At 72.4% G+C, this 25,128-nt stretch carries 21 protein-coding genes; 13 read left to right on the plus strand and 8 right to left on the minus strand.

What is annotated here, in order from left to right; all coding sequences use genetic code 11:
* The first annotated feature begins 40 nt into the window (after nucleotides 1-40).
* From ACZ4FV_RS17915 to ACZ4FV_RS17925, 3 genes are all read left to right on the plus strand, one after another.
* The gene (locus ACZ4FV_RS17915; RefSeq protein ID WP_465322877.1) at nucleotides 41-499 is read left to right on the plus strand and encodes a MarR family winged helix-turn-helix transcriptional regulator; all 459 of its coding nucleotides are present in this window, start codon (nucleotides 41-43) and stop codon (nucleotides 497-499) included.
* A 67-nt stretch (nucleotides 500-566) separates the two neighbouring features.
* Entirely contained in the window at nucleotides 567-1,859 is a 1,293-nt protein-coding gene (locus tag ACZ4FV_RS17920) for an acyl-CoA dehydrogenase family protein (RefSeq protein WP_395866148.1), read from the plus strand.
* Nucleotides 1,856-2,911, plus strand: a complete 1,056-nt coding sequence (locus ACZ4FV_RS17925) for a phosphotransferase family protein (protein ID WP_465322878.1) — start codon at nucleotides 1,856-1,858, stop codon at nucleotides 2,909-2,911. Before ACZ4FV_RS17920 ends, ACZ4FV_RS17925 begins: the two co-directional genes overlap by 4 nt.
* 301 nt (nucleotides 2,912-3,212) lie before the next feature.
* Here ACZ4FV_RS17925 and ACZ4FV_RS17930 read toward each other — a convergent pair whose 3' ends face one another.
* The 4 genes from ACZ4FV_RS17930 to ACZ4FV_RS17945 all read right to left on the minus strand — a co-directional run bounded on the left by ACZ4FV_RS17930 (nucleotide 3,213) and on the right by ACZ4FV_RS17945 (nucleotide 7,932).
* Entirely contained in the window at nucleotides 3,213-4,472 is a 1,260-nt protein-coding gene (locus ACZ4FV_RS17930) for an ABC transporter substrate-binding protein (RefSeq protein WP_395866144.1), read from the minus strand.
* Nucleotides 4,469-5,839: a hypothetical protein gene (locus ACZ4FV_RS17935; protein ID WP_465322879.1), complete on the minus strand. Its 1,371-nt coding sequence runs from the start codon at nucleotides 5,837-5,839 to the stop codon at nucleotides 4,469-4,471. Before ACZ4FV_RS17935 ends, ACZ4FV_RS17930 begins: the two co-directional genes overlap by 4 nt.
* Before the next feature lie 600 nt (nucleotides 5,840-6,439).
* Nucleotides 6,440-7,195 carry an SDR family NAD(P)-dependent oxidoreductase gene (locus ACZ4FV_RS17940; RefSeq protein ID WP_395866140.1) on the minus strand — a complete coding sequence of 252 codons (756 nt, stop codon included), beginning with the start codon at nucleotides 7,193-7,195 and terminating at the stop codon, nucleotides 6,440-6,442.
* Nucleotides 7,192-7,932, minus strand: coding sequence for an SDR family NAD(P)-dependent oxidoreductase (locus ACZ4FV_RS17945; RefSeq protein ID WP_402230557.1), 741 nt, complete (start codon nucleotides 7,930-7,932; stop codon nucleotides 7,192-7,194). The genes ACZ4FV_RS17940 and ACZ4FV_RS17945 overlap by 4 nt, the downstream gene beginning before the upstream one ends.
* A gap of 402 nt (nucleotides 7,933-8,334) precedes the next feature.
* Between ACZ4FV_RS17945 and ACZ4FV_RS17950 the strand changes: the two genes are divergently transcribed.
* The 5 genes from ACZ4FV_RS17950 (at nucleotide 8,335) to ACZ4FV_RS17970 (ending at nucleotide 15,155) form a co-directional block, all read left to right on the plus strand.
* Nucleotides 8,335-10,098: a hypothetical protein gene (locus tag ACZ4FV_RS17950; protein ID WP_402230559.1), complete on the plus strand. Its 1,764-nt coding sequence runs from the start codon at nucleotides 8,335-8,337 to the stop codon at nucleotides 10,096-10,098.
* A gap of 165 nt (nucleotides 10,099-10,263) precedes the next feature.
* Nucleotides 10,264-12,024, plus strand: coding sequence for a hypothetical protein (locus ACZ4FV_RS17955; protein ID WP_465322880.1), 1,761 nt, complete (start codon nucleotides 10,264-10,266; stop codon nucleotides 12,022-12,024).
* A 66-nt stretch (nucleotides 12,025-12,090) separates the two neighbouring features.
* Nucleotides 12,091-12,648, plus strand: coding sequence for a putative glycolipid-binding domain-containing protein (locus ACZ4FV_RS17960; RefSeq protein WP_395866133.1), 558 nt, complete (start codon nucleotides 12,091-12,093; stop codon nucleotides 12,646-12,648).
* Nucleotides 12,649-12,804: 156 nt separating this feature from the next.
* Nucleotides 12,805-13,635 carry a sirohydrochlorin chelatase gene (locus tag ACZ4FV_RS17965; RefSeq protein WP_395866131.1) on the plus strand — a complete coding sequence of 277 codons (831 nt, stop codon included), beginning with the start codon at nucleotides 12,805-12,807 and terminating at the stop codon, nucleotides 13,633-13,635.
* Nucleotides 13,636-13,946: 311 nt separating this feature from the next.
* Nucleotides 13,947-15,155 (plus strand): CapA family protein, encoded by a 1,209-nt coding sequence (locus tag ACZ4FV_RS17970; protein WP_395866129.1) that lies wholly within the window; start codon nucleotides 13,947-13,949, stop codon nucleotides 15,153-15,155.
* Between the two features lie 47 nt (nucleotides 15,156-15,202).
* Here the strand turns inward: ACZ4FV_RS17970 and ACZ4FV_RS17975 are convergent, their stop codons facing one another.
* Nucleotides 15,203-15,841: a thiaminase II/PqqC family protein gene (locus tag ACZ4FV_RS17975; protein WP_395866127.1), complete on the minus strand. Its 639-nt coding sequence runs from the start codon at nucleotides 15,839-15,841 to the stop codon at nucleotides 15,203-15,205.
* A 271-nt stretch (nucleotides 15,842-16,112) separates the two neighbouring features.
* Here ACZ4FV_RS17975 and ACZ4FV_RS17980 point away from each other — a divergent pair, with 271 nt between their 5' ends.
* Entirely contained in the window at nucleotides 16,113-16,757 is a 645-nt protein-coding gene (locus ACZ4FV_RS17980; protein ID WP_395866125.1) for a Crp/Fnr family transcriptional regulator, read from the plus strand.
* A gap of 109 nt (nucleotides 16,758-16,866) precedes the next feature.
* Nucleotides 16,867-17,565 carry a hypothetical protein gene (locus ACZ4FV_RS17985; RefSeq protein ID WP_395866123.1) on the plus strand — a complete coding sequence of 233 codons (699 nt, stop codon included), beginning with the start codon at nucleotides 16,867-16,869 and terminating at the stop codon, nucleotides 17,563-17,565.
* A 219-nt stretch (nucleotides 17,566-17,784) separates the two neighbouring features.
* On the opposite strand, the gene ACZ4FV_RS17990 is transcribed toward ACZ4FV_RS17985, so the two are convergent.
* On the minus strand, nucleotides 17,785-18,462 hold the full coding sequence (locus tag ACZ4FV_RS17990) for a fasciclin domain-containing protein (RefSeq protein WP_402230566.1): 678 nt from the start codon (nucleotides 18,460-18,462) through the stop codon (nucleotides 17,785-17,787).
* Nucleotides 18,463-18,571: 109 nt separating this feature from the next.
* Nucleotides 18,572-20,137 (minus strand): molybdopterin-dependent oxidoreductase, encoded by a 1,566-nt coding sequence (locus ACZ4FV_RS17995; RefSeq protein WP_402230568.1) that lies wholly within the window; start codon nucleotides 20,135-20,137, stop codon nucleotides 18,572-18,574.
* Between the two features lie 535 nt (nucleotides 20,138-20,672).
* Between ACZ4FV_RS17995 and ACZ4FV_RS18000 the strand changes: the two genes are divergently transcribed.
* The 3 genes from ACZ4FV_RS18000 to ACZ4FV_RS18010 all read left to right on the plus strand — a co-directional run bounded on the left by ACZ4FV_RS18000 (nucleotide 20,673) and on the right by ACZ4FV_RS18010 (nucleotide 22,729).
* The gene (locus ACZ4FV_RS18000) at nucleotides 20,673-21,257 is read left to right on the plus strand and encodes a sigma-70 family RNA polymerase sigma factor (protein ID WP_395866117.1); all 585 of its coding nucleotides are present in this window, start codon (nucleotides 20,673-20,675) and stop codon (nucleotides 21,255-21,257) included.
* On the plus strand, nucleotides 21,254-22,006 hold the full coding sequence (locus ACZ4FV_RS18005) for an anti-sigma factor (RefSeq protein WP_402230571.1): 753 nt from the start codon (nucleotides 21,254-21,256) through the stop codon (nucleotides 22,004-22,006). Before ACZ4FV_RS18000 ends, ACZ4FV_RS18005 begins: the two co-directional genes overlap by 4 nt.
* Before the next feature lie 189 nt (nucleotides 22,007-22,195).
* Nucleotides 22,196-22,729, plus strand: a complete 534-nt coding sequence (locus ACZ4FV_RS18010) for a F0F1 ATP synthase subunit B family protein (protein WP_395866113.1) — start codon at nucleotides 22,196-22,198, stop codon at nucleotides 22,727-22,729.
* A gap of 137 nt (nucleotides 22,730-22,866) precedes the next feature.
* Here the strand turns inward: ACZ4FV_RS18010 and recQ are convergent, their stop codons facing one another.
* On the minus strand, nucleotides 22,867-24,942 hold the full coding sequence (gene recQ, locus ACZ4FV_RS18015) for a DNA helicase RecQ (RefSeq protein WP_465322881.1): 2,076 nt from the start codon (nucleotides 24,940-24,942) through the stop codon (nucleotides 22,867-22,869).
* Nucleotides 24,943-25,128 lie beyond the last annotated feature (186 nt).

Raw genomic sequence — 25,128 nt, forward strand, 5'->3', positions numbered from 1 at the left:
GCGTGTTCGTCACCGGCGGCGCGGCCGTACGCTGGCGCCCATGACCGACGTGGAGAGCCGACGCAGGATCAACGAGGCGATCAGCTCGATCCGCAGACTGATGAGCAGCCGCCGACTGGACGCGTTGCACGTGGAGCGCTCCGGCGTGCCGTTGAGCCTGGTCGCGATCGGTGTGCTGCATCGCATCATCGACTTCGGGCCGATCCGGCCGACCGAGTTGGCCGAGCGCGCCGACATCCAACCGGCCGCGCTGAGCCGGCAGATCCGGATCCTGGAGGAGGGCGCCTACACGGTCCGGGTCACCGACCCCGACGACGGTCGGGTCGCGCTGCTGGAGGCCACCGAGCGCGGGCGGGAGGCGTACCGGATGTTCGTCGCCGCCAACGACACGATGCTGGCCCGGCAGCTGTCCGGCTGGACGGCCGAGGAACTCAACGATCTGGCCGATCGCATGCAGCGGTTGGTCGCGGACCTGCGCGGGCCGCTCGACGAGGAGTGAGGACGCCGCGCCCACCTCGCCCGAGAAGATGATTGACCCTGTTAATTAACCGGGTTAACGTCCGATCATGGCATGGGACTTCAGCACCGACCCCGACGTCGCGGCCGAGCTCGACTGGATCCGCCGGCTGGTGGTCGAGGAGATCGAACCGCTCGACCTGGTCCGGGCCCGGATGAGCGCGGAGAACTGGCGGGCGGTCACCGACCCGCTCAAGCAGGCGGTCAAGGACCGCGGCCTGTGGGCCGCGCACCTGGACCCGGCGCTCGGCGGCGGCGGTTTCGGCCAGGTCCGGCTGGCCCTGATGCACGAGATCCTCGGTCGTACGCCGTCCGCCCCGGCGATCTTCGGCAACCAGGCGCCGGACTCGGGCAACGGTGAACTGCTCGCGGTGGGCGCGACCGACGCGCAGAAGGAGCGCTGGTTGTGGCCGCTCCTGGCGGGCCGGCTGACCAGTTCGTTCTCGCTGACCGAGCCGCACACGGCCGGGTCCGATCCGACCGGGATCCGCACCCGGGCGGTGCGGGACGGGGACGAGTGGGTGCTGGACGGGCACAAGTGGTTCGCCTCCAACGCGCGCCGCGCGGACTTCGTGCTGGTCTTCGCGGTCACCGACCCCGAGGCCGAACCGCACCGCCGGGCGTCGATGTTCGTGGTCGAACGGGACACGCCCGGGATGCGGATCGTGCGCGACGTGCACACCATGCACCACCCCTACGACGGGGCCGAGACCGCACACCTGGGCGGTCACGCGGAGATTCGGTTCGAGGGCTGCCGGGTGCCGCACGCGCACCTGATCGGTGCTCCCGGCGACGCGTTCACGCTGGCGCAGAAGCGGCTCAACGCCGGCCGCATCCACCACACGATGCGCTGGATCGGTCAGTGCCGCCGAGCCTTCGACATGCTCTGCGAGCGGGCCCTGTCGCGCCGTTCGCACGGTCGACTGCTGGCCGAGCATCAACTCGTGCAGCAGATGGTGACCGAGTCCACGATCGGGATCGAGGCATTGCGGCTGATGACCCTCAAGGCCGCGTGGACGTGGGACCACCAGGGCCCCAAGGCGGCCCGGCAGGCGGTCTCCGAGGTCAAGTACTGGGGCGCGAAGGTGCTGCACGACGTGCTGGACCGGGCGATCCAGGTGCACGGCGCGCTGGGCTACTCGACCGACCTGCCGTTGGAGGAGATGTACCGCGTCGCGCGCAACTTCCGGTTGTCCGACGGCGCGGACGAGGTGCACGTCGCGCAGGTCGCCAAGCTCGCACTGCGCGGCCACACCGCGGTGGAGGGCTGGCCGAGCGAGCACATCCCGACCCGCCGCGCCGCCGCGGAGGAGCGCTACGCGACCTGGCTGGACCTGCCGTGACGGCGGTGGGCGCCGGGGTGCCCGGGACGCCGGACGTGCGGGCGCTGACCGCGTGGTCGGTGGCGTGCGGTGTGCTCGCCCCCGGGGTCGAGGTGCGGATCGAGCCGCTGGCGGGCGGGTCGTCCAATCCGACCTACCGGGTCCGGGGCGGCGACGCGGACCTGGTGCTGCGTACGCCGCCCGTGCGGGGCGGGTTGCCCACCGCGCACGACATGGACCGCGAGTACCGGTTCCAGAGCGCGCTGGCGGGCAGCGCGGTGCCGGTCGCGCCGATGGTGGCGTCGTGTGCGGACCCGTCGGTGATCGGGGTGCCGTTCTACCTGATGGGCCGGCTGGACGGGGTCGTGCACGCGCGGGCGGAGACCGTGCGCGATCTGCCCCCGGACATCGCCGCGGCGGCGGGCCGCGCGCTGGCGCGCACCCTGGCCGCGCTGCACGCGGTGGATCCGCTCGCGGTGGGACTGGCCCCGTACGCGCGGCCCGAGCCGTATCCGGTACGCCAGTTGCGGCGCTGGCGGCGGCAGTGGGCGGCCTCCGGCGCGGATCCGGTGCCGGTGGTCGACCGGGTACTGAGCGTGCTGTCCGAGCGGTTGCCCGATGCGGGCGGGGAGCGGATCGTGCACGGCGACTACAACCTGGCGAACGTGATGTACGAACGGGACCGCCCGGATCGGGTGCTGGCGGTGCTCGACTGGGAAATGGCCGCGCTCGGGCCGCCGGCGGCGGATCTCGGTCAACTGCGCGCGTACTGGGGTCCGGCCGGCCGGTTGTTGTTCGCCGAACGCGGGGGGCATCTGCCGGACGCCAATCCCGGGTTGCCCTCGGCCGGCGAACTGGTCGCCGAGTACGCCGAGACCGCCCGACGATTCGCCGGAATCGAGCTGAACAGCCGTCATATCCCGTTCTGGGAAGCCTTCGCGGCGATCAAGCTGGCGATCGTCTGCGCGGGTGCGCTGCGTCGCGGGACGAATCCGTCCGGTGTGCGTCGGGCGCGGATCGTGTCCCTGGTAACCGGTTTGGCAGACATTGCCCAGGACACGCTGAAGGAGTGAGGTTCCGCCTGGAACGAACCCCGAAAATCGGGACAAATACCTCAATGGTTGTGCGGGGAAAGGTAAAATTATCAAGAACTTCACCCCGGATACGCATGAGTAGCCGGTTGAGGGGCCAAGATTGCAGGTGTTCGCCAGGGAGCGTGGCGAACACCTTGAGACGAGGCGGGCCCGGCCGGGGCGGGCCCGCGTCGTCCCTTCCCGGCAGTGCCGGGGCGTGTACACACCGCCTCGAGCCGACCACCCCACCACCGATCGACGGCCCGGCCGACACCCGCGCCGGGACGGCCGGTTCCGCCGGTCAGTACGCGGTGGCCCGCACCCGATCGAGGTCGTCCAGAATCCGGCCGAGGTCCGCGGGCGTGGACACGTAGGCCAACACGGCCCGTTGGAACGCGCTGCGCATCGTGGTCGGCATCAGGTCGGACGCGTCGAAGCGGATCGAGGGCGCGCCGGCCAGCGTGGTGCCCAGTCGTCTGGTCACGTCGTCGCGGTAGGCGTTCGGCGACACCTTGGCGTCCGGGGACAGCGCGGTGCCGGACTGGACCCAGAGCTCCTGTGCTTGCGTGCCGGTGAGGTAGTTCAGCAATTCCCGCGCGGCCGGGGTCGCGTGGAACATCGCCGCGACGTCGCCCGCCACCTCGCGCGGGGAGGGCGTGTCGAAGCCGGGGAAGGCGAACACCTCGTAGTCTCGCGGGGCCCCCGGCGGCGTCCGCGCCGCGTAGCCGCCGGACACGAACGAGGCCTGGTGGTCGAACACACAACCACCGCGCGCGTCGAGCAGTTCGGCCGACTTGTCGAAGCCGGTCAACAGGGCGTTGATCGGCCCGCCCAGAACGCTGCCCGGAGTGTTCAGCAACTCGCCCCAACTCTGCCAGGCGGCCCGGATCTCCGGTGCCTGCCAGGAGAGTTGGCCGCGCGCCCAGGCGTCGTAGATGTCCGGGCCCGAGCGGGCCAACACGAGATCCTCGATCCAGTCGGTGCCGGCCCAACCCGAGGTGGTGCTGGAGGCCAGCCCCATGCACCACGGGGTCATCCCGGCGGCGCGCAACTGCGCCGTGGTGGCCTGGAGTTGTGCCCACGAGGTGGGCACCGGCTCGCCCGCGCGGGAGAGTTTGCCGGGATTGAACCAGATCGTGCTCTTGAGCGCGGCCTTGAGTACGACCGCCAACTGCCGACCGTTGACCCGGCCCGGGGCCAACCACTCGGGCGCGTAGCCCGGCCGGATCCCGTCCAGCGGCGCCAGCTTGTTCATCTTGTCGTAGTGCAGGAGATCGCCCGGCGAACTGAGCACCGCGATCTCCGGCGGATCGCCCTCGTCGACCCGACCGGCCAGCACCGCCGCGACATCGCGGGTGCCCTCGAAGCGCACGTCGATGCCGGTTTTCCGCTCGAAAGGCGCCACCACGTCCTCGAACGCCTGTTGTTCCGTGCCCTCCCAGGTGCCCAGCACGTGCACCACTCGGGGCTGATCGTCGGCCGCGCACGCCACCGGTGCCAGCACGGCGCCGAGCAGCAGCAGGGCGCCGAACACCGACCTGGACCCGCCGGTTCGGGTCACCGCAGCCTCCCGTACTCGAAACGACGGACCGACAGGCCCGCGAGGGTCAGGACGAGCACGGCCGCGCACACCACCGGGCCGCCCAGGGCGAGCCCGCCGTCGTCGGCGGCCTCCGCCAACGCCTCATCGGCCGCCGCACGGCCGATGATCAGCGCGTCGGTCAACGCCGTGTCGGCGTCGTCGGCCGCGCCGGACACCCGGTCCGACGCCCGGCCCGTCAGCAATGTGGTCCCGGGCCCGCCGTCCCGGGTGCCACCGGGCGGTGCCTGTGCCCGGGCCCGTTCCGCGGCGTCGCGCAGCGCGGTGAGCGCGGTCAGCGCCCGAGCGCCCGCCCCGCGCAGCGTCGGCGAGCGGTCCTCGGCCAGGGCGGTGGCGATCAGACCGCCGAACCTGGGATCCGCGCCGGCCTTGAGGCCGTCGATCTCGGCCGCCGACGGCAGCGGGTCGGCCAGATCCCGAAACGTCAGGCCCGCCTTCACGTCGGTCGCGCGCGGAACGCCGCCGGAGGCGATCTCCAGCGCCGCGGAGCCGACCACCTCGTGCACGGCGGTACGGGCCTGCCACAGCGCGGACTGCTCGGTGACCCCGCGTCCGGCACCCTCGGCGAGCCGGTCGTGCGTGGTCTGGGCGTGCAGCACGGTCCAGGCGATCAGGGCGGCCAACGCCGCCGCGCCGAGCAGCAGCAGCGGGCTGGTCCGGCGCCGGAAGCGGCGCCGCACATAGGCGTGTGCGACCAGGACCAGCAGCAGCGCCACGAACGCGGTCGCGCCGAACGGGACCGCCACGTACGCGCCCACCCACCAGGTCGAGCGGGCCGCGCGGATGTCCGCCAGGTCCGCCTGGCGCTGCTCGTACAGACTGGTCACGATCGAGCGCCGCAGGTCGGACGCGTAGAACACGTTGGCCAGGGACAGCGGCCCGTCGCCGCCGGTCTGGGCCAGGCCGACCATGATCGTGTACTCGACCATGAGCGCGTTGACGCCGGTCAGCCGCGACCGCGCGGTCGTATCGCTCCGGTGCAAATCCGTGGCCAGGGTGAGGAATTGGTTCGCCCGCTTGACCGCGTCCTGGTAGTCCTGTCCCGGTCCGGTCAACGAGAACGCGCCCGATACCAGGCTTGTCGCGGTCGCCCGGTCGGCCTCGGTCAGCGCGGACGCGGCCTGGTCCAGGGCCAGTGCGCCCGGGATGCGCCGGTCCTTGAGGTCCGCGGTGGTCGCCTCGGAGCGGTTCGCGATCAGCACGGACAGCGTTAACACGGGGACCAGGGCGAGGACCACGAGCAGCGCCAGCGCCACGAGGCGGCCCGGCGTGGTCGAGGGCAGACGTGGTTTCGGGCGATGCTTTCGGTGCGGCGCGGTGCTGGACATGGAACGGGCGCCCCCTCGTTCCGCTCGGCGATCCGGACAGGCTAGACGTGTGATCGGCCGGTTACCACACGGTGTTCTCCCTTGTGGGGATAGGCATCGCCGTGCTACGTACGGTCCGGTTTCGATCGATATGCCGCACTCGTGTCCTGGGTTGCCTTGGGTCGCTCCACCCGTTGCCTCCGGTGCGGAGGTTGGGGTTTCACAGGCAGCGAGGGAGCCTGCTCCGACCCCGCGTCCCCCGACGTGGCCGCCCGCGGTCGCTTGCGGCGGCTGCGGAGACGGATTGGGCTTCCGCGCGTGGCCGGTTGGCTCCGGTGACGCGTCGGGCTTTCCCCGGGTCGCCGAAGCCGGCTGCGGCTTGGCGCGTCAGCGCCCACGACGGGGGCGAGACCTCGTGATCGACGCGCGAAGCGCGGAGAGCGGCGGAGCCGCAAGCATTGACTTCGTGCCCCGGAGCGAAGCGCAGGGACACGAAGTCACGAGCGAGGCGCCACTTTTTCGCGGAGGAGCGAAGCGGGGGAGCGAAAAAGCGGTGCCTCGCGAGCCGGCGACGAAGTCGCCCAATAAAGCGGTGCCTCGCGAGCCGGCGACGAAGTCGCCCTACAGAAAAGTATCCCGACCTCCGTTGACGATCAGCGTCTGCCCCGTGATGTAGCGCGAGCCCGGGCCGCACAGGAAGACCGCGGGGGCGCCGATGTCGGTTTCCGGATCGCCGACTCGGCGCATCGGGACCTTGTCCGCTATCCGTGACTCCATGGTCGGGTCCGCCTCGAACGCGGACGCGAGCGCGGGCGTCACGGCCAGCGGCGCGAGGCCGTTGACCCGGACGCCGCTCGGACCCCATTCGCGGGCCAGCGCCTTGACGAAGCCGCGTTGTGCGCCCTTGACGCCCGCGTAGAAGGACAGATTGGCGCTGCCGCGCATGCCGGCGGGCGAGGTGAGCAACAACAACGCGCCCCGCGTCTCGCACAGCCGCGGGTAGGCCGCGTGGGCCACCGTGAACGAACCGGTGAGCGAGACGTCGGCGTGCTCGCGCCACAGTTCCGGACGCGCCCGCTCGAAGTCCACCGGCTCGCTGGAGCGGCGCGAGGTCGCGTTGTGCACCACCGCGTGCAGCCCGCCGAACCGGGCCGCGCTCGCCTCGACCGCGGCACGTACCGATTCCGCCGACGTCACGTCGCACTCGGTCGCCCACCCGCTGCCGCCGCGCGCGGTGATCTCCTCGACCACCTCGGCGGCGGAAGCCAGTCTGCGCGCGGTCACCACGACGGTGGAACCGGCCGCAGCCAGGGCCAGCGCGATCCCCTTGCCCAGGCCGGCCGCCGCACCCGTCACCAACGCCACGTGTTCGGTCACGGCGTCATCAGCGCTCCTCCGTCGACGATCAGGGTGGTCCCGGTCAGCCGCGCCGCCGCCGGGGTGAGCAGCAACGACACCGCGTCCGCGACGTCCCGCGCGGTGCTCGGGCCGGGCAGTACCGCCTCGCCCCGGTCCACGTCGGTGCCGCGCAAGTGCTCCGCGCCGTAGGCGAACACGTCCGGGGTGACGATGTTGACGGTGATCCCGTCGACCGCCCAGCGCCGGGCCGCCGACTTGGCCAGCGCGCGCAGCGTCTCGGCGGCGGTGGCCGCCGGCACCAGATCGGCGGCGCCCTCCAGGGCGATGGCGGGCACGACCAGGACGAACCGGCCCCGGCGCGGGGCAAGCAGTTCGCGGGCCACCTGAAGCACCGTCAGGCCGTGCCGGACCGGGTCCTCCGCGAGCCGGTGCCACTCGGCCTCGGTGAGCGTGGCCAGCGGCCGGGGCGACAAGGCGTCGGCCGACAGCAGCGTGTACACGAGCACGTCCACCGCGTCGTGTCCGGCCGCGCGCAGGCCCGCCGCGACGACGGTCCGGAACTCGTCCGGGTCCTTTAGCGCGGCGCGTACGGTCGCCGGCTCCACCCCGCCGCGCGCCGCCGCGATGCGGGCGGCGGCCGGGCCGGGATCGCCCGGATCGCACAGGATCGGTTCGCAACCGTCCGCGGCGAGCCGGTGCGCGACCGCCTCGCCGAGATCGGCCGCACCCACGACGAGGGCAACACGTTCCGCCACGAGACCTCCGAAGGTGGTGATCGACAGCGCGATGGAACCACGGAGTCGTCGAATTGACCATGCGTCAGATCCGACTCGCGGGTCGGCCACCGGGGTCGTTCACCCGCCCGGCGCGCCCTCACCCGATCCCCGGGCGCGGCGCCGGTCGAGGACCGGTTCTTCGGTGCGATGGAGATCACCGGCGGGTGCTCGACGCGCCATGTGTCCACGGCAATCCCCGACTTCGACATCCGCCGGTGCGCCTGCGCGACTGCCCGCAGGCCGGGGCCGGTCGGCGACGGCGGGTGACCGGGGCCGGGCGGCGTGCACCCGCGCGCGCCGGGCGCGTGGGTGCACCTCGGCCGAGTGGTTGTCGGCCGGACCCCGTAGCGTCCAGGTGAGGACGCCACGGAGGGTGCACGAGTGTCGAAGACCGCCATCATCGCGCTGCTGGCCGAATTGAACGATGCCGACGGAATGATCTTCGCACGGATCCGGGACGAGATGCCGGCGGCGCTTCGCGACACCGAGGTGCTGCCGCCCTCGGTGGTGCTCGGCGCACTGCGGGCGGGCGACGACGCCGCGCTGTTCGCGATCGCCGGCAACCTGGGCCTTCCGCGCGGCGCGCTGCCCGAGTTGTACACCGGCCCCGCGCTGCCGACCCTGCGCGCGCTGCGCTCGCTCGCGCCCGGGAATCCGCGCGCCTACACCGAGGCCACCCGCGGGATCCGCGAATCGATGGCGCGGCACTTGGGCGGTTCGGCACCCGCGTGGGGCCGACTGCTCGCGTCGCTGCCCACCTTCGCGGGGCCGTTGAGCGCGGCGATCGAGGCGGCGGGCGCGGGCGAGGAGGCGCCCGGCCTGCGCGTACCGGTCGAACTGCGGGTGGAGTTCCGCCACCTGCTGCTGCTCGCGCCGCCGGCATGCCTGGCCGAGCTCCTGCCCGCGCTGCCTCCGTACATCGTGCGCGACCTGCTTCGGTTCGGGGCCCGGGTGCCGGACGCCGTGCTCGCCGACGTGATCGCCCGGGCCACCCCCGCGCAGTGCCTGGCGCTGGCCCGCGCCCGGCGGACCCGGCCCGAGGTGGCCGGCGCGCTGCTCGCCCTGGCGGACCCGGCGACGAACGCGGCCCTCTACCTCAACCCGCGTACCGGGCAGGCGATCCGGGCCCGGATCATGGCGTCCTCGACGCCGCTGCACCCGACTCTGGTGGAACGGGTGTGCAACGACTGGGCGAGCACGATCCGTCTGCCCGCGCTGTGGTCGGGCGATCCGCTACTGGTGCGCGCCGCGCTGCTCAACCGCGAAGCGATGGCGATCACCCTGCCCGAGTGCCTGACCATCTGGCAGGACAAGGGCATCGAGGGGCTGCGCGCGCACCTGCGGACCCTCCCGCCGCGCGGGGACGGCACCCGACCGCGGGTGTTCCGGAGGCCGCGCTATCGCTCGCTGTTGCTGATCGCCCTGCTGCGGCTGTACGAATGCGCCGGAGCCCGCGCCGCGCTGCACTTGCTGGACGAAATGGAGCCGGAACCCCGGTTGGCCGACCGTTGTCGGGACCTGCTGACCTCGCCCGCCGCGGACACCGAACTGCGCGCGTGGATCGCCAGGTCGATCGGCGACCCACCGCTGGTCCGGCGCCTGCGCCGGTATGTGCCCGCCTTCGAGTGGCCGATGCTGGAGACGAGTACCCCCGATTGGGCGCGGATCGGCCGAGCGCACCGCCGCAGCGCGTTCCCGCCTCGGGCGTTGGCGTTGTTGGCCGAACAGGACGGCTGTCCCGACGAGTTGCGCCGCGAGATCGAATTCGGCCCGCCCTCGGCACAGATGAGCCGGTGCGGGCCCTGGCCGGCCCCCGTCCAGTGGTGGGACCCGAGGTCACGGCGGCGCGGCGAGGCCGAGTTCCGGATCGCGAGCGACCTCGCCGCCGGCCGACTGCCGATCGCCGAGGTCCTGACCGGTCGACGGGCCACCCTGGCCGCGGAACTGCTCGGGCTGCGCGAGACGATCCTTCCCGACACCCGAACGGCCTGCGAACTTCGGGACGGATTCCGCGAACTGATCGACAGTCAGGTGGAACCGGCGGACCGTGCGGCCTTCGCGGCGGTCGCCCTGCGCCTGCTCCCGCACTTCGAGGGAAGTCTGGCCGAACTGGTCACCACCGCGGCCGGTGCCGCCCGCGGCTGACCCGTACATCCGTCCTCGTACCGCTCGCCCCCCGGCGGACCACTACCGTCGTCCCCCCGGGCAGGCCACCACCGTCGGTCCCCCGGCGGACCCCATCGCTCGTTCCCGTGTGTGCCACCACCCTTCGTCCCCGAGTGGGCCACGACTCCCGAGAGGGCATCCGACATGCACTATGCCTCCGCCTTCGCGCTGCTCGCCGCGCTGGACAACGCCGACGGCGAGGTGTTCGCCCGAGTCCGCGGGACCTACGCCCCGCACCTGGGCGAGGCGCGCGGACTCCCGGCCGCGTTGATCACCTCGGTGATCCGGTACGGCACCGGTGCCGACCTGATCCGGGCCGCGGCGCGCAACCCGAACATCCGGGTGACCACCGAGGTTCTCGCCGAGGCGCGACCCGCCGTCGCGGCACTGCGCTTTCTCCGGCACTGCGCCGCGCACGACGCCTTCTCCTACCTGCGGCCGACCACCGAGGTGACCGCGCTTCTGGAGCGGCACCTGGGGGCCGACCCGCGCGCGTGGTCACGGCTGTTGGCACTGCTGCCCGACTGCCAGGGCACCGTGGCCGAACTCGTCGAGGCGGCCGGCGTCGGTACGGGCGGCACCGAGGTGATCCCGACCCCGCCGCGCACGGTGGCCACCGAATGGCGGCAACTGCTGTTGTCGGCCCGCCCCGAGCTGCTGACCGCGCTCGTGCCGCACCTGCGCCCGCGTACGGTGCTCGACCTCGTGCACTTCGGCGCCCTGCTGCCGGGGCCGATCGTCGCCGAGGTGGTGCGTCGCGCGACGCCGAAGCAGCGGCTCGCGCTGGCCGCCGCCGGATCGGTGCGCGCCGAGGCGCACGACGCGCTGATCGATCTGGGCGTCCCGGAGGTGAACGCGGCCGTCTACAACAACCCCAGGGCGGGCGACCGCGAGCGGAACCGGATCATGGCCGCCGCCGGCACCGTCCCGCTCGACCCGGACACGAGGACGCGGGCGCTCCGGTCGGACAACATCCGCTACCGGCGCCCCGGGGTGTGGTCCGGCGATCCGACGCTCGTGCGGGCCGCGCTGCTGCGGGTGCGGCAGGCGAACGTGAGCGTGTCCACGTGTATCCGGACGTGGGAGGAGGGCGGGACGCAGGCATTGCGCCCGCTGTTCCGCGACACCTTCGGGAACAGGCGGCAGCACGAGCCGTTCGTGGTGCCCGTGCATCGTGCGGTCCTGCTCGGCGCGTTGCTCGCCCTGTGGGATCGGCACGGTGTCGCGGGGGCGGCGAGCCTGGTCGAGGACCTGCCGCTGCGGGAGGGGCCGGCGGCGAAGCTGCGCGCGATGTTCGAGGCCGGCGAGGAGGGCCGCGCGCGGCTGCGGGCCGAGTACGAGCGCGGCCTCGCCCGGCGGTCGCCCCGGTCGGACCCCCCGCGGGTGCCGCAGGGCTTCCTGATCGGCGCACCCTGGGATCCGCGGGCCGCCTGGTCGGCCCTGGAGGCCGCGCACGCCCAGGCGCCGCTGCCGGCCGCGACCGCGCGCTACCTGACCGCGCTTCCGGATTGTCCGGCCCCGATCGCCGAGGCCGCCGACGACGGCGAGGCGCTGCGCGAGCGGTGGCCGGTCGGCGGCGGATGGCGTCGGGTGTACCCGCACGACGACAGCTACACGAAGGAGGTGCGTCGGCTGCGTGTCGAGCTGACGAAGATTCCGGATCTGGCCGAGCGGGTGTTCATCGCCGCCACGCCCGCCGAGCGGGCGCTGGAGCTGTACGACCGGATCCAGCGCTACGCGCCGGAACCGGAGTCGGCCGCCGCGCAGCGCGCGCGGATGGCCGAGTACATCCGCGAATACCTGGGTGAGGGCCTGGAAGCCCGGGTGATCGCCGCGCGGATGGCCCCTTCGTTCGCCGGGACACTGCCCGAGTTGTTCGCCACCGCGGCTGCCGCGGCCGGCTGAACGGGGCCCGTGCCGGGGTCGGAAAAGCGTTGGTGCGGATGGCCGAATCGGGGTACCGATGCACACGTGACGGATGAGCGCGTACTGACGTGGCAGGTGACCGAGAGCGGCGGGCAGGAGACCTCGTGGGTCGAGTTGGGGGAGTCGTGGCTCTCCGCGCGGGGCGAGGCCCTGGGCACGACGCCGCGGTCGTATCGGCTCACCTACGAGCTGGAGACGGGGCAGGACTACGTGACCACCCGATTGCGGGTGGTCGCGCAGGGTGCGGGTGAGACCAGACGGCTGGACCTGCGGCGCACGGCGGACGGCTGGACGGTGGACGGCGTGCCCCGGCCGGACCTGGCCGACGCGCTCGACTGCGACCTGGGCCTGTGTCCGCTCACCAACACGATGCCGATCCTGCGTCACGGGCTGCACGAGGAGGCCGGCCGGCACCGCTTCCTGATGGCCTTCGTGGCCGTGCCGGAGTTGGTGGTGGCACCGTCCTGGCAGACGTACACGCACCTGGGCGTGGAACCCGACGGGGCTCGGGTGCGCTACGAGTCCGGTGATTTCCGCAGCGATCTGCTCGTGGATCGGGAGGGATTGGTGGTGGACTATCCACAGTTGGCCACCCGAATCTGAGCGGGGCGGGCACCCGGTCGACGGTGGGTCGGCCGCCGCCGGAGCCGTGAAATCCGGGCCACCGGCAGCGCCGGCGGTGATCATGGCCGTAACAGTCCTGTTGCTCTTGTCGTCCTGCTGTGAAGGCTTTGGCCGGATTCCATAAAATTCGATCCCATGAGCTCCTCCTCGGACGCAGCGTCCCCGCTGCCCGCCCGCACTCCAGGTCTGCCCACCCGGGTGCCGCAACCCCGTCAGGGCGGACGGCACCGTCGGCCCGATTCCCACGAACTCCCGGAGGCCGCCAAACCGTTGATTCTCGCCGTGCCCGGCCCCGCGAACGCCGACCTGCTCGCCCTGGTGAGCGAGGTCGCGTTGTTGGCCGGCGCGGATCTGCCCGGACTCGACATCCGGCCGGTGGTGATAGAGGAGGGCGGCACCGACCTCGCCGCCGTCCTGCGCGGCGCGCCGTCGGCGGTCGTCGTCCCGCTCCTGCTCGGTCCCGACGCCGAGGCCGCGGCCCGGACCGAGGCCGTTCTCGCCACCGCGGAAGGCGAGTTCCTGCGCTGCGGCGTGCTCGGTCCGCACCCGCTGCTGGCCGAGGTGCTGCACGAGCGGTTGTCCGAAGCCGGCCTGGCCCGGGCCGACCGGGCCCGTTTGTTCAGCGTCGCCACCGCCGCCGAGGGGATCGTGCTGGTCACCGACGGTGGCCCGGAGGCGGTCGCCGCGGCGGAGGTGACCGGTGTGCTGCTCGCGGCCCGACTCGCGTTGCCGGTGATGACCGCCGACCTGGGCGACCCGAAGACGGTGTCGGTCGCCGCCGAGCGGCTGCGCGAGATGGGCGCGGCCTCGATAGCGCTCGCGCCGCACGTGCTCGGTCCCGATGTCGAAGCCGGTCGGATCGCCGAGGTCGCGGCCCAGGCCGGGTGTACGGCGGCCGAGCCGATCGGTGCGCACACCTCGGTCGCGAAGCTGGTCCTGCACAAGTACCTGGAGGCCTGCGGCTAGGGCCCATGCCGGGCGGCGCGGACCAAGCCGAGATCCCCGGGACAGGCCCCGATCCTGTCCCCACCCGGGATTCGGCCGCGCGCGCCTCGCGAGGCGGCGCATGGCTCCCCCCGTGCCATGCGCCGCCGATTCGGGTTGCCCCGGCCCGCCTCGGGACCCGGGCGGGCGAGTGATCCGACGTGCGCCGCGAGCCCTCGACATCCCGCTTACGGCCGGGCGGATCAGGGTTGGCCGGTCACGAGCGGGCCGGCAGAGTTCCGCCAATCGGCGGCTCTTTCGCTGCGGCGCTCGCGTGGGGGGAATACGCGGCCATGGATACGTCACGCAAGAGATACGGCGCCGCGATCGCGCTGGTGGCACTCGGTCTGCTGGCAGGGCTGATCACCCTGGTCTGGGACTCCGGCCGGACCGGGAACCACGCCCGCAAGGACTCGGCCGCCTCGGCGCCCACCGCGCCCGCGCCCACGCCCGCGGCTCAGGGTAGGCAGCCGATGACCCTCACCCTGACCACCACGGGCGACGTGCTCGCCTACCCGACGATCATCGCCCAGTCCGAGCGGGACGCGGGCGGCTCCGGGAACGACTTCCACAAGATCTTCGCGGACGTGGTGCCGCTGGTGCAGCAGGCCGATCTGGCGCTGTGTCACATGGAGACCCCATACGCCCCGCCCGAGGGGCCGTTCACCGGCTATCCGATCTTCGCCGCGCCGCCGCAGATCGCCCGCACGCTCGCGGACACCGGCTACGACGGCTGCTCGACCGCGTCCAATCACACCCTCGACGGCGGCTTCAAGGGAGTCCAGCGCACGCTGGAGACCCTGGACGCGGCGGGGGTGCGGCACGCGGGCAGCGCGCGCAGCGAGCAGGAGGCCGCGCCGACCATCATGGACGTCAAGGGCGTCAAGGTCGCGCACCTGTCCTGGACGTACGACACCAACGGGATCCCGCTGCCCGAGGGCAAGCCGTGGTCGGTCAACGTGATCGACAAGCAGCGGATGATCGCCCAGGCCCGGGCCGCTCGGGCCGCCGGCGCCGAGCTGGTTCTGCTGAGCGTGCACTGGGGGACCGAGTGGCAGCGCGAGCCGGACCAGCAACAGCGCACCTTGGCACGGGAGTTGACCGCCTCGACGGACAACGGCAGCAAGGACTTCGACCTGATCATCGGCACGCACAACCACGTGCCGCAGGCCTACGAGAAGGTCAACGGCACGTGGGTGATCTACGGGATGGGCGACGAACTCGCCAACTTCCCGGACAAGCCGAGGGGCAACTACAGCTCGGCCGGGCTGTTCACGTTCTCCCGGGACGCGGCGGGCACGTGGAGCGTGACCGATGCGCGGTTCCGCCCGCTGTACTCGCACCCCGGGCCGCCGTTCCGGATCCTGGACGTGAACAAGGCACTGGCCGACCCGGGCACCCCGGCGGACACCCGGACGCTGCTGGAGGCCGCGCGGTCGAGCGTGGTGGAGGCGGTGCTCTCCGAGGGGGCGGCCGGGGCGGGGCTCACCGAGTCGAAGTAGGGCGCACGGGCGCGGTGCGGTCGGCCGGGCCGGCCGCGCTCGTTGCGTCAGGACGTCGGGAGGGCGTCCCAGAAGGCCAGTTCGTAGCTCTGCATCAGGCGAGCGGCGGTCTTGGCGCCCTCCTGGTCGTCACCCGCGTCCAGTCCGGTCTGCAACAGGGTCAGGGCGGCGTCCTCGAAGCCCGGGGGCAGTTCCGCGAAGAAGGTGAAGAACGCGACCTGATCCTCGGTCAACTCGTGGTGGGTACGCAGGGCCCGGGCGAACCGCTCGCAATAACCGCCCCAGAAACCGAAGTTGGCCAACAACGCGAGGGCCACCTCGGCGCGCGAGCCGAACTGGGCGAGCCAGGCCAGGTGATGCGGGTAGCCCTGGGCGGCGGCGTTCGGCGCGTACCCGAGCAGGTCGGCGGCGGTCAGGCCGACCGCCTCCGCGTACGGCATCAGCAGTTGCAACGCTCGGCCCTCGCCGTCGGCCAGGGCCAGAAACAGCGGCGCGGCGTCCGGGAATCGGGCCGCGAGCAACGCGAACGAGCGCCGATCGCTGAGGATGATCCGATACTCCTCGCCGGCGATCCGGCGCAGTGCCTCGGCTTCGACCTGGCCGGCCTCGGCCCGGTCCACGAACCGGTTCGTGGATCCCGTGGTCAGGTCCTGTACGACCTGGGTGTAGAGCATCCGTGCGTCCATCGTGCCACCGTTCGACTCGTCGATTCCTGGTCGCCGGGCTCCGCCCGCGTGCGAGTCCTATCCCTCCCCGGGAACGGGCCGATCCACTCCCGCCCGGTCGGTCCGTCGGCCCGGATGGGTACACCCACCGAAGGGCCGACCACGCCACGCGGACGGCTCGGGAGCGGTCGGGCCGACCTCGATCCCGGCCCACCGGCGGGATCCGCGAACGCCTGACCGATCGGAATGCGCGTGGTTAAGCTCTGGCGGCACGGGCGACGGAGGAGCGGGTGTGGCCGAGGACGAGAGGGCACTGCCCAAGGAACTCCGGGACGTCCTGCGCGAGTCCGGCCGGCGGTTGGGCTACGACCGCGGCGACGCGCTGTTCATGGAGGGCGACCACCCGCGTCACGTGGTGTTGATCGAGCACGGGCAGGTCAAGATCGAACGGGCGACCTCGGACGGTTCGGCGGTCACCATCGCGGTCCGCGGACCGGGCGAGCTGGTCGGTGAGCTCGCCTGCATCGACGGGCGGGGCCGGTCCGCGACCGTGGTCGCGCTGGGCCCGGTGGTGGCCGTCCTGGTGCCGCTGTCCCGGTTTCGCGAACTGCTCAACACGAACGCTCCGTTGGTGTACGCGGTGTTGATCCGCACGGTCTCCCGGATTCGCGAGTCGGACCGCTGGCGGGTCGAGTACGGCGCGCTGGCCACCGGCCGCCGGGTGGCCCGGGCGTTGGCGGACCGCACCCTGGGCAGCGCCGAGGGGCCGTACGTGATCCGGACCACGCAGCAGGAACTCGCCGACGCGATCGGCATCTCGCGCGAATCCGTGGTCCGGGCGCTGCGCGTGTTGTACGAGTCCGGGCTGGTGCGGACCCGGCGCGGCAGCATCGTGGTGCCCGATCCGCCCGCGTTGCGCGAATGGGCCGACGGATAACGCGTTGTGTGTCATCTGACGCGTACAACCGGCCGTCGCCGGAGTACTCCTTGAGGGGCAGGTAGCGAGGCGCGCGAGCGCACGGCGCGGTAGGCGGTTGGGGGAATCCGTGGGAGCCAAGTCGCGATACATGTCGATCCTGGTGCTCGACGTCGAGCGATTCGGCCGGCGTTCGGACGTGACGCAGGAGTGGGTGCGCGGGCGGCTGTACGAACTGCTGCACTCCGCGCTCGAATCGGCGGGCATCGCGTGGGACGCGTGCGTGGTCGAGGACCGCGGCGACGGCGCGATCCTGCTGATCCCGGCGAACGTGCCCAAGGAGGACCTGACCGATCTGTTCATCGACCGGTTGCACGCCGGGCTGCGCAACCACGACCGGCATGCCAGCGACGAGGCGCGGATCCGGCTGCGGGTGTCCCTGCACGCGGGCGACGTGGTGCAGGACATCCGCGGTTGGTCGGGCAGCGCGATCAACACCGCCTGCCGCCTGGTCAACGCCGACCCGCTGCGCGCGGTGCTGGCCGCCGCCGAGCGCGCGTGTCTGGCGCTGATCGTGTCCGGTTCGTGGCACGAGGCGGTGGTCGTCCCGGAGCGTGGCGGCCTGGAGAGCGCGGCCTATGGGGAGGTGCACGTGCGAGCCAAGGAGGTCGACGAGACCGCGTGGGTGTACGTGCCCGGATATCAACGTCCACCCGCCACGGATACCGATCAACCGGTGAGCCCGCCCAAGACGCGGAAGACGACTGTCCGGCGCGGGGGGCTGGACAGGGGCTTCAGCTTCGACGGTGAGGTCAGCCGACCTCGGTGACGTGGTGGGTGGAGACGCACTCGGGGCGCCGGGTCGTGCAGGCCGACCGATGGGGGCGGTTCCGACCGGTGCTCGGCGGCCGGCGCCCGCGGACCTGGGAGGGAGAGGCCCGGGGGCGCTCGGCACGCCGACGGGCGGTCGTGTCCCCACGCGCGGGGACACGACCGCCCGTCGGTCACCACCCGGCCGGGCCGGGTCGGGTGGGTCGGGCAGGGCCGGTCAGGAGGCCGGCGGCATCAGCACGGTGTCGACGAGGTACACGGTCGCGTTGCCGGTCTGCACGTTGCCGCAGACCACCTTCGAGGTGCCGTTGACGGTGTACGTCTCGCCCGAGCCCTTGGTGGTGAGCGACTGCTTCTCCAGCGTCTCGAACGAGCCGTTGTCCAGCCTGGCGGGCGCGAGCCGCTGACCGACGACGTGGTAGGTCAGGATCCTGGTGAGCATCGCCTTGTCGGCCAGGACCTTGTCCAGGGTCTCCTTGGGGAGTTTGGCGAACGCGTCGTTGGTCGGCGCGAACACGGTGATGTTCTGCGCCGTGTTGAGGGTGTCCACGAGCCCGGCGGTCTGGACGGCGGTCACCAGGGTGGACAACACCGGGTTGTGCGACGCGGCGGTGGCGACCGGGTCCATGGCCATGCCGGTGAAGCTGCCCGCGCCGGTGGCGGGCACCGCCGAACACGCGCTGCCGAACGGCGCCGAGGCCGGGTTCGCGCCGCCGGGGGCGCCGGCGGCCGACGAGGGGGAGCCGGCCGACGAGGGCGCCGCGGCCGGCGCGGAGGTCTCCGTCTTCTTGGCCGAGTCGTCCTTGTCGTCGCTGCCGCAGGCGGCCAGCGGAATCGCGAGGGCGGCCACGGTCGCGACGGTGGCGATGGTGCGGGGGAGACGGATGGTGGTCATCGGTGACTTCCTTTTTTGAGGCGTGAGGTGTGAGGCGTGAGGCGCCGGAGCCTGGGTGTGAGCGATGAGGCTTCGGGCTCGGGTGTGCGCTTGGACTTCGGGGCGTCGGTCAGGTGACGGTGACCACCACCGAATGCCGGCCGGTGGCGCCGTTGGGCACCGTGCCGACCCGCTTGTCGGTCTGTACGGCGCCGCCGGCGTCGGTGGCACGGACCTCGATCCGGTGCGAGCCCGCCGTGGTCGGCGTCCACTCCCACACCCACTGGCGCCAGGTGTCGACGCTCGGCGCCTCGGCGAGCCGGGCGGGTTGCCACGGGCCGCCGTCCACGCCGACCTCGACGGCGGACACGCCCCGGTGTTGGGCCCACGCGATGCCCGCGACCGGTACCGGCGTGCCGATCCGAAGGCGGGCGAACGGCTTCGGGGTATCGATCCGCGACTGGGTCTTGATCGGCGCCTCCCGCGACCACGTGCGCTTGACCCAGTAGGCGTCGTACGCGGCGAACGTGGTCAGTTCGAGGTCCTCGAGCCACTTGCACGCGGACACGTATCCGTACAGCCCGGGCACCACCATCCGGACCGGGTAGCCGTGCTCGAACGGCAGCGGTTCGCCGTTCATGCCGACCGCGAGCAGCGCGTCCCGCCCGTCCATGGCGACCTCGACCGGCGTGCCGATGGTCATTCCGTCGGTGGAGCGGGAGACGAGTTGATCGGCGGGGCCGCCGCGCGAGGGCGGCCGTACGCCCGCCTCCCGCAGCAGGTCCGCGAGTCGTACGCCGATCCACCGGGCCGTGCCCGTGTATGGGCCGCCGACCTCGTTCGACACACAGGTCAGGGTGATGTCGCGCTCGATCAGTGGGCGCCGGAGCAGGTCGTCGTAGGAGAAGGTCAACGGCGTACGCACGCCCTTGCCGTGAATCCGCAGCGACCAGTTCCCGACGTTCACACGCGGCACCACGAGAGCGGTGTCCACTCGATAGAAGTCGGCGTTGGTGGTGGTGAACGAGGACATGCCGGGCAACCGCAGATCCGTGCCGACCGACAGCGCCGGGGCCGGTTCGGCGGGCGTGGGCAGTCGGATCCGGTCGCGGAACGCGGCGATCGAGGCCCGCTTCCCGTTGCCGATGATCCGACCGGTGGTGCCGGACACCGCGGAGCCCAGGGCCACCGCGCCGGCGGTGATCAGGAAGGCGCGGCGGTCGAACGCGCGATCCTCCGCACACACCCCGACCACCGGCCTGGTCAGCCGGCACAGCGCGGCAGCCCCGGCGACCCCGGCGAGCAGGGACGGCACGGTGTCCGCGAAACCGGCGCCGGCCCGGTGGTAGGCGGCGAACGCGCCGAGCAGTCCGAACGCGAACACGCCTGCCATCGCCGTGCGACGCAGCCGCAGCGACACCAGGCCGAGGCCGAGTGCGATCAGCGCGAGGATGGCCAGAATTCCGGACTGGAGCATCAACTTGTCGTTGTCGCCGAATTCCCGGACGGCCCAGTCCTTGATGGCCGGGGGAGTGCGGTCGATGACCGCTCCCCCGACGGCCGGGATTGGGCTCGCCTCGGGCCGGACGAACGCGGCGCCGAGTTCGGCGACGGCCAGTGCGGCGCCGGCGGACAGCAGTCCGCTCAGCGCGCCCAGTCCGGCCCGCGTCCATCGGCGAGTTCCGATTGCCTTCACGTCGGGCCATTCGCGACCGACGGTCGTGCGGATTGGTCGTTCACCCGAATCGGGTCGGGCCGATCCGATCGAGGGACGTGGGTGCGCCGGGTCCTCTCCCGTGGTGCGGAAATCGACCGGCGTGGGCACCAATCCGTTCGACGTTCGGCATCGAATACCTGGCGGACGCCGGTGCGACGCGGTTCGATCGGAGCCGCATCCGGTGCCGGACGGACGCGTGGTTCGGGAGTGCTGGGGCAATCCCACCACGGGTGACGTCCTCGGGGCGGCTCGAGCGGGAGTGGGACATGGGTGATCGGTATGGGCACCGCCGCCGGGGCGGCTGTGCGGCCGCGAGCGGATCCGGCCTCGGGGGCGACGGCGGCACCGGCCGCGGTGCCGGGAGGCGTGGACTCGGGGCCCGCGACTTCGGGACGCGCGGGTTCGGGGAGCGCGGTTTCGGGGCGCGCGGATTCGCGATGCGCGGCACCGGGTTGTGCGATTACGCGGCGAGAGGCTTCGTGACCCGTGGCGCCGGGATGTGTGGTGAGGACGGATGAGGACCGTCGTGCACATCGCCTCGTCGGATGATCGCGGGCCGACCCTGGAGGATCGGCTCGCGAGTGTGGCGCAGGGGGATCAGGAGGCCTTCGCCTCCGTGTACGACGCGGTGATCGGCGCGGTGCTCGGGGTCGCGCGCCGGGTGGTCCGCGATCCCGCGCAATCGGAGGAGGTGGCGCAGGAGGTGTTGCTCGACGTGTGGCGCACCGCCGCCCGTTTCCGGCCCGACAAGGGCAGCGCGATGGCCTGGATCCTGACCATGGCGCACCGCCGCGCGGTCGATCGGGTGCGCTCGGCGCAGGCGGCCACCGATCGCGAACAACGCACCGCGGTACGCGACCACACGCCCGAGTACGACCAAGTGACCGAGGAGGTCGAGGCCCGGCTCGAACGCGAGCAGGTGCGGCGTTGCCTGCGCACCCTGACCGAGTTGCAGCGGCAGTCGGTGACCCTGGCGTACTACCGAGGCTGTACCCATCGTGAGGTGGCCGGCCTCCTGGACGTGCCGTTGGGCACGATCAAGACCCGCCTGCGGGACGGCCTGATCCGCCTGCGCGACTGCCTGGGAGTGGGCACATGACCCCCGCCGACCTGCACACGATGACCGGGGCGTACGCCGTACACGCCCTCGACGAGGACGAACAGCGGGAGTTCGAGCGGCACTTGACCGTGTGCCCGGCCTGCGCGCAGGAGGTTCGGGAGTTCCGGGAGACCGCCGCGCGGCTGGCCTCGGCGGTTGCCGAGACGCCTGCCGCGGAGCTCAGGCGTCGAGTGCTGGACGGCATCGTGACCGTACGTCAACTGCCGCCCGAGGTGCCCGTGCGACTGCCGGTCGTGGGGACCGCGCGGCGTCGGGCCCGGCGCTTCACGGCCTTCGTGCTCGCCGCGTGCCTGGCCGCGCTCGGTGCGCTCGGCGGTGTCGCGATCGACCAGTACCAGGACGCCCGCAGGGCGGAGCGCGCGGTGAGTTCGGAGCGCGAGCGCAGCGCGCGGATCGAGGCGGTACTCGCCGCGCCGGACGCGGTCCAGGCGTCCGCGCCGGTGGCCGGTGGCGGTACGGCGCGGATGATCGTGTCCCGCGCGCTCGACCGGACGGTGTTGCTGATGTCCGGCCTTCCGACGTTGCCGAACGCGCGGGTATATCAGGGCTGGTACAACGACAACGGCCACATGCGTTCGATCGGGGTGATCCGGCCGGGTACGGCGTTGCTCGCGTCGGCGATCGACCGGGCGTCGGGGGTCGGGGTCACCGTGGAGCCGCCGGGCGGATCCGCGGAGCCGAGCGGGGAGCCGATCGTGCTGCTCGACTTCCCGGCCGGGCGGGCGTGACGGGTGGACCGGGCCGGGGCGGGTGCGCCGAGGCGATCAGGCGAACCGATTCCGCAGGCCGTACGCAGGAGGTACTCGGGCCGCGGCCCGGCTCGGCGGCTGCGCGGCGGAGTTCGGCGAACACCGGGAGTGGTCACGAGGGTGATCGGAACTTGATTTGTTCTCGGCCGTGTTCGAGGATTTCGAGGCATGGGACCTCTCAAGCCGGATATCGCCGAACTGATCTTTGGATTCATCACCTTTGTGCTGGTCTTCGCCATCCTGGCGAAGATCCTGCTGCCGCGCATCGCGGACACGATCGCCAAGCGGCACACGGCGCTCGAAGGCGGTTTCGACCGGGCGGCGGAACTCCAGCGGGAGAGCGAGGCGGCGCTCGCCGAACTGCGCGCGCAGATCGTCGAGACCCGTAAGGAGGCCGCGCTGGTCCGGCAGCAGGCTTCCGAGGAGGGCGCCCGGCTGATCGCCGAGGCGCGCGCCGAGGGGCAGCGGATCAAGGACGAGCTGGTCACCTCCGGCCACGAGCGGCTGGACGCGGACATCGCCCTGGCGAGTGCGTCCCTGCACGCGGAGCTGGGCCTGATCGGGACGGAGCTCGCGGGCAAGGTGCTCGGCGAGCCGGTCGGCACGCTGGTGGCCGACAGCGACGTGATCGAGCGCTTCCTGGCGGAGCTGGCCGAGTTGGACGCGGGACAGGGCGGCGACGGTCCGGCGCCCAAGGGCTGACCGAACATCGGCTTCGCGAGTGGCCGGCCCCGGGGATCGACTCCGGGGCCGGCCACTCTCGCGTTCGGAGGTGGCCGGCCCGAGCAGGGCCGGGACGGGCTTGCGCCCCCTACCGGCCGGCCCGGCCGCCCGACCGGTCAGCCCCGGTAGTCCGGGTCCGGCTCGAACTCCGGGTAGTACTCCGGCTCCGGTTCGAAGTCCGGCTCGTAGTCGGGCTGGTAGTCCGGCAGCGGTTCGCGGATCAGCTCGGGCACCGGTTCACGGGTGAGTTCGGCGGCGCGTGCGGTCTTGGGCGCGGCCGAGGGCGCGGGCGCGGGCGCCGGTACGGAAGCGGGCGCCGGCGCGGGGCCGGCCGCCGTGGAGCCGGCCAGCGTGTCCAGGATCGGCTGACCGTACTTGGCGAGCTTGTTCTCGCCGATGCCGCTGATCGTGCCCAACTCGGCCAGGGTGCTCGGCCGGGTGCCGGCGATCTCGCGCAGCGTCGCGTCGTGGAAGATCACGTACGCGGGCACGCCCTGCTCCTTCGCGGTGGCCGCACGCCACGCGCGCAGCTCCTCGAAGATCGGCGCGGCCTCCGCAGGCAGCTCGACCGGCGCGGCCTTGCCCTTGCCGCCCTTGGCCGCCTTGTCGGCCTTCGCCGCACGGGCGGGCCGCTCCGGCTCCCGGCGCAACATCACCTCGCGCCGCCGGCCGAGCACCTCCTCGCTCTCCTCGGTGAGCACGAGCGCGTTGTACGAGGGCTCGACGGCGATCAGCTTCATCGCGAGCAACTGCCGTACCACGCTCATCCATTCGGTCCGGCCCAGTTCGGTGCCGATGCCGAAGACGCGCAGCGTGTCGTGGTCGAACTGGATCACCTTGGCCGTCTTGGCGCCGAGCAGGATGTCCACGATCTGGCCCGCGCCGAACTTCTGCCCACGCCGCTCGTGCTTGAGCCGCCACACGGTCGACAACACCTTCTGCGCCGCGATCGTGCCGTCCCAGGACGCGGGCGGCGACAGGCACGTGTCGCAGTTGCCGCACGCGGTGCTCTGCTGGCCGAAGTAGGCGAGCAGGCGCACCCGTCGACACTCCACCGTCTCGCACAGCGCCAACATCGCGTCCAGGTGTGTGCCGAGCCGGCGGCGGTGGGCCAGGTCACCCTCCGAGCCGTCGATCATCTTGCGCTGCTGCACCACGTCCTGGAGGCCGTACGCCAGCCACGCGGTGGACGGCAGCCCGTCGCGACCGGCGCGGCCGGTCTCCTGGTAGTAGCCCTCGACCGACTTGGGCAGGTCCAGGTGCGCGACGAAGCGCACGTCGGGCTTGTCGATGCCCATCCCGAAGGCGATGGTGGCGACCATCACCATGCCGTCCTCGCGCAGGAACCGGGACTGGTTGGCGGCGCGCACCCGCGAATCCAGACCCGCGTGATACGGCAGCGCCTCGATGCCGTTGTCGACCAGGAACGCGGCGGTCTTCTCCACCGAGGCCCGGGACAGGCAGTACACGATGCCCGCGTCGCCGGCCTGCTCGGCGCGCAGCAGGTCGAGCAGCTGCTTCTGCGGCTTGTCCTTGTGCACGATCCGGTACTGGATGTTGGGCCGGTCGAAGCTGGCCACGAAGTGCCGGGCCTGTTGCAGGTTCAGCCGGGACGCGATCTCGGCGTGGGTGGCCTCGGTCGCGGTCGCGGTGAGCGCGACACGGGGCACGTCCGGCCAACGCTCGTGGAGCTGGGAGAGGGTGAGGTAGTCGGGCCGGAAGTCGTGACCCCACTGCGCCACGCAGTGTGCCTCGTCGATCGCGAACAGCGAGACGGTGCCCCGGTCCAGCAGCCGCAGGGTGGCGTCGACCTTGAGCCGCTCCGGCGCGAGGTAGAGCAGGTCCAGCTCGCCGGCCAGGAACTCCGACTCGACCATGCGCCGCTCGTCCGGGTTCTGCGTCGAGTTGAGGAATCCGGCGCGCACTCCCAGTGCGGTGAGCGCGTCCACCTGGTCCTGCATGAGCGCGATCAGCGGCGAGATCACCACCCCGACGCCTTTTCGCACCAGGGCCGGGATCTGGTAGCAGAGCGACTTCCCGCCACCGGTCGGCATCAGGACGAGCGCGTCGCCGCCCCGGATCACGTGGTCGATGATCTCCTGCTGACTCCCGCGAAACGAGTCGTAACCGAAGACGCGATGCAGAACCTGCAGCGCTTCGCTGATCTGGGGACCGTCGTCGAGCGCTGTCATCCGAGCAGTCTAAGAGCTGTCGGTGACACCCGAGGCCCCTCCGTGGACAACGCCGTCCGCTCTGTGGACAACGCCGCCCGCCGCGCGGACGACGCGGCCCATCGCCCACCCACACGCGGCCCCGGGGGGGGGGGGGGGGGGGGGGGGGGGGGGGGGGGGGGAGGGAGAATGGGCGGGGGCCCCGTG

The organism is Embleya sp. NPDC025285 (genome assembly GCF_055558835.1).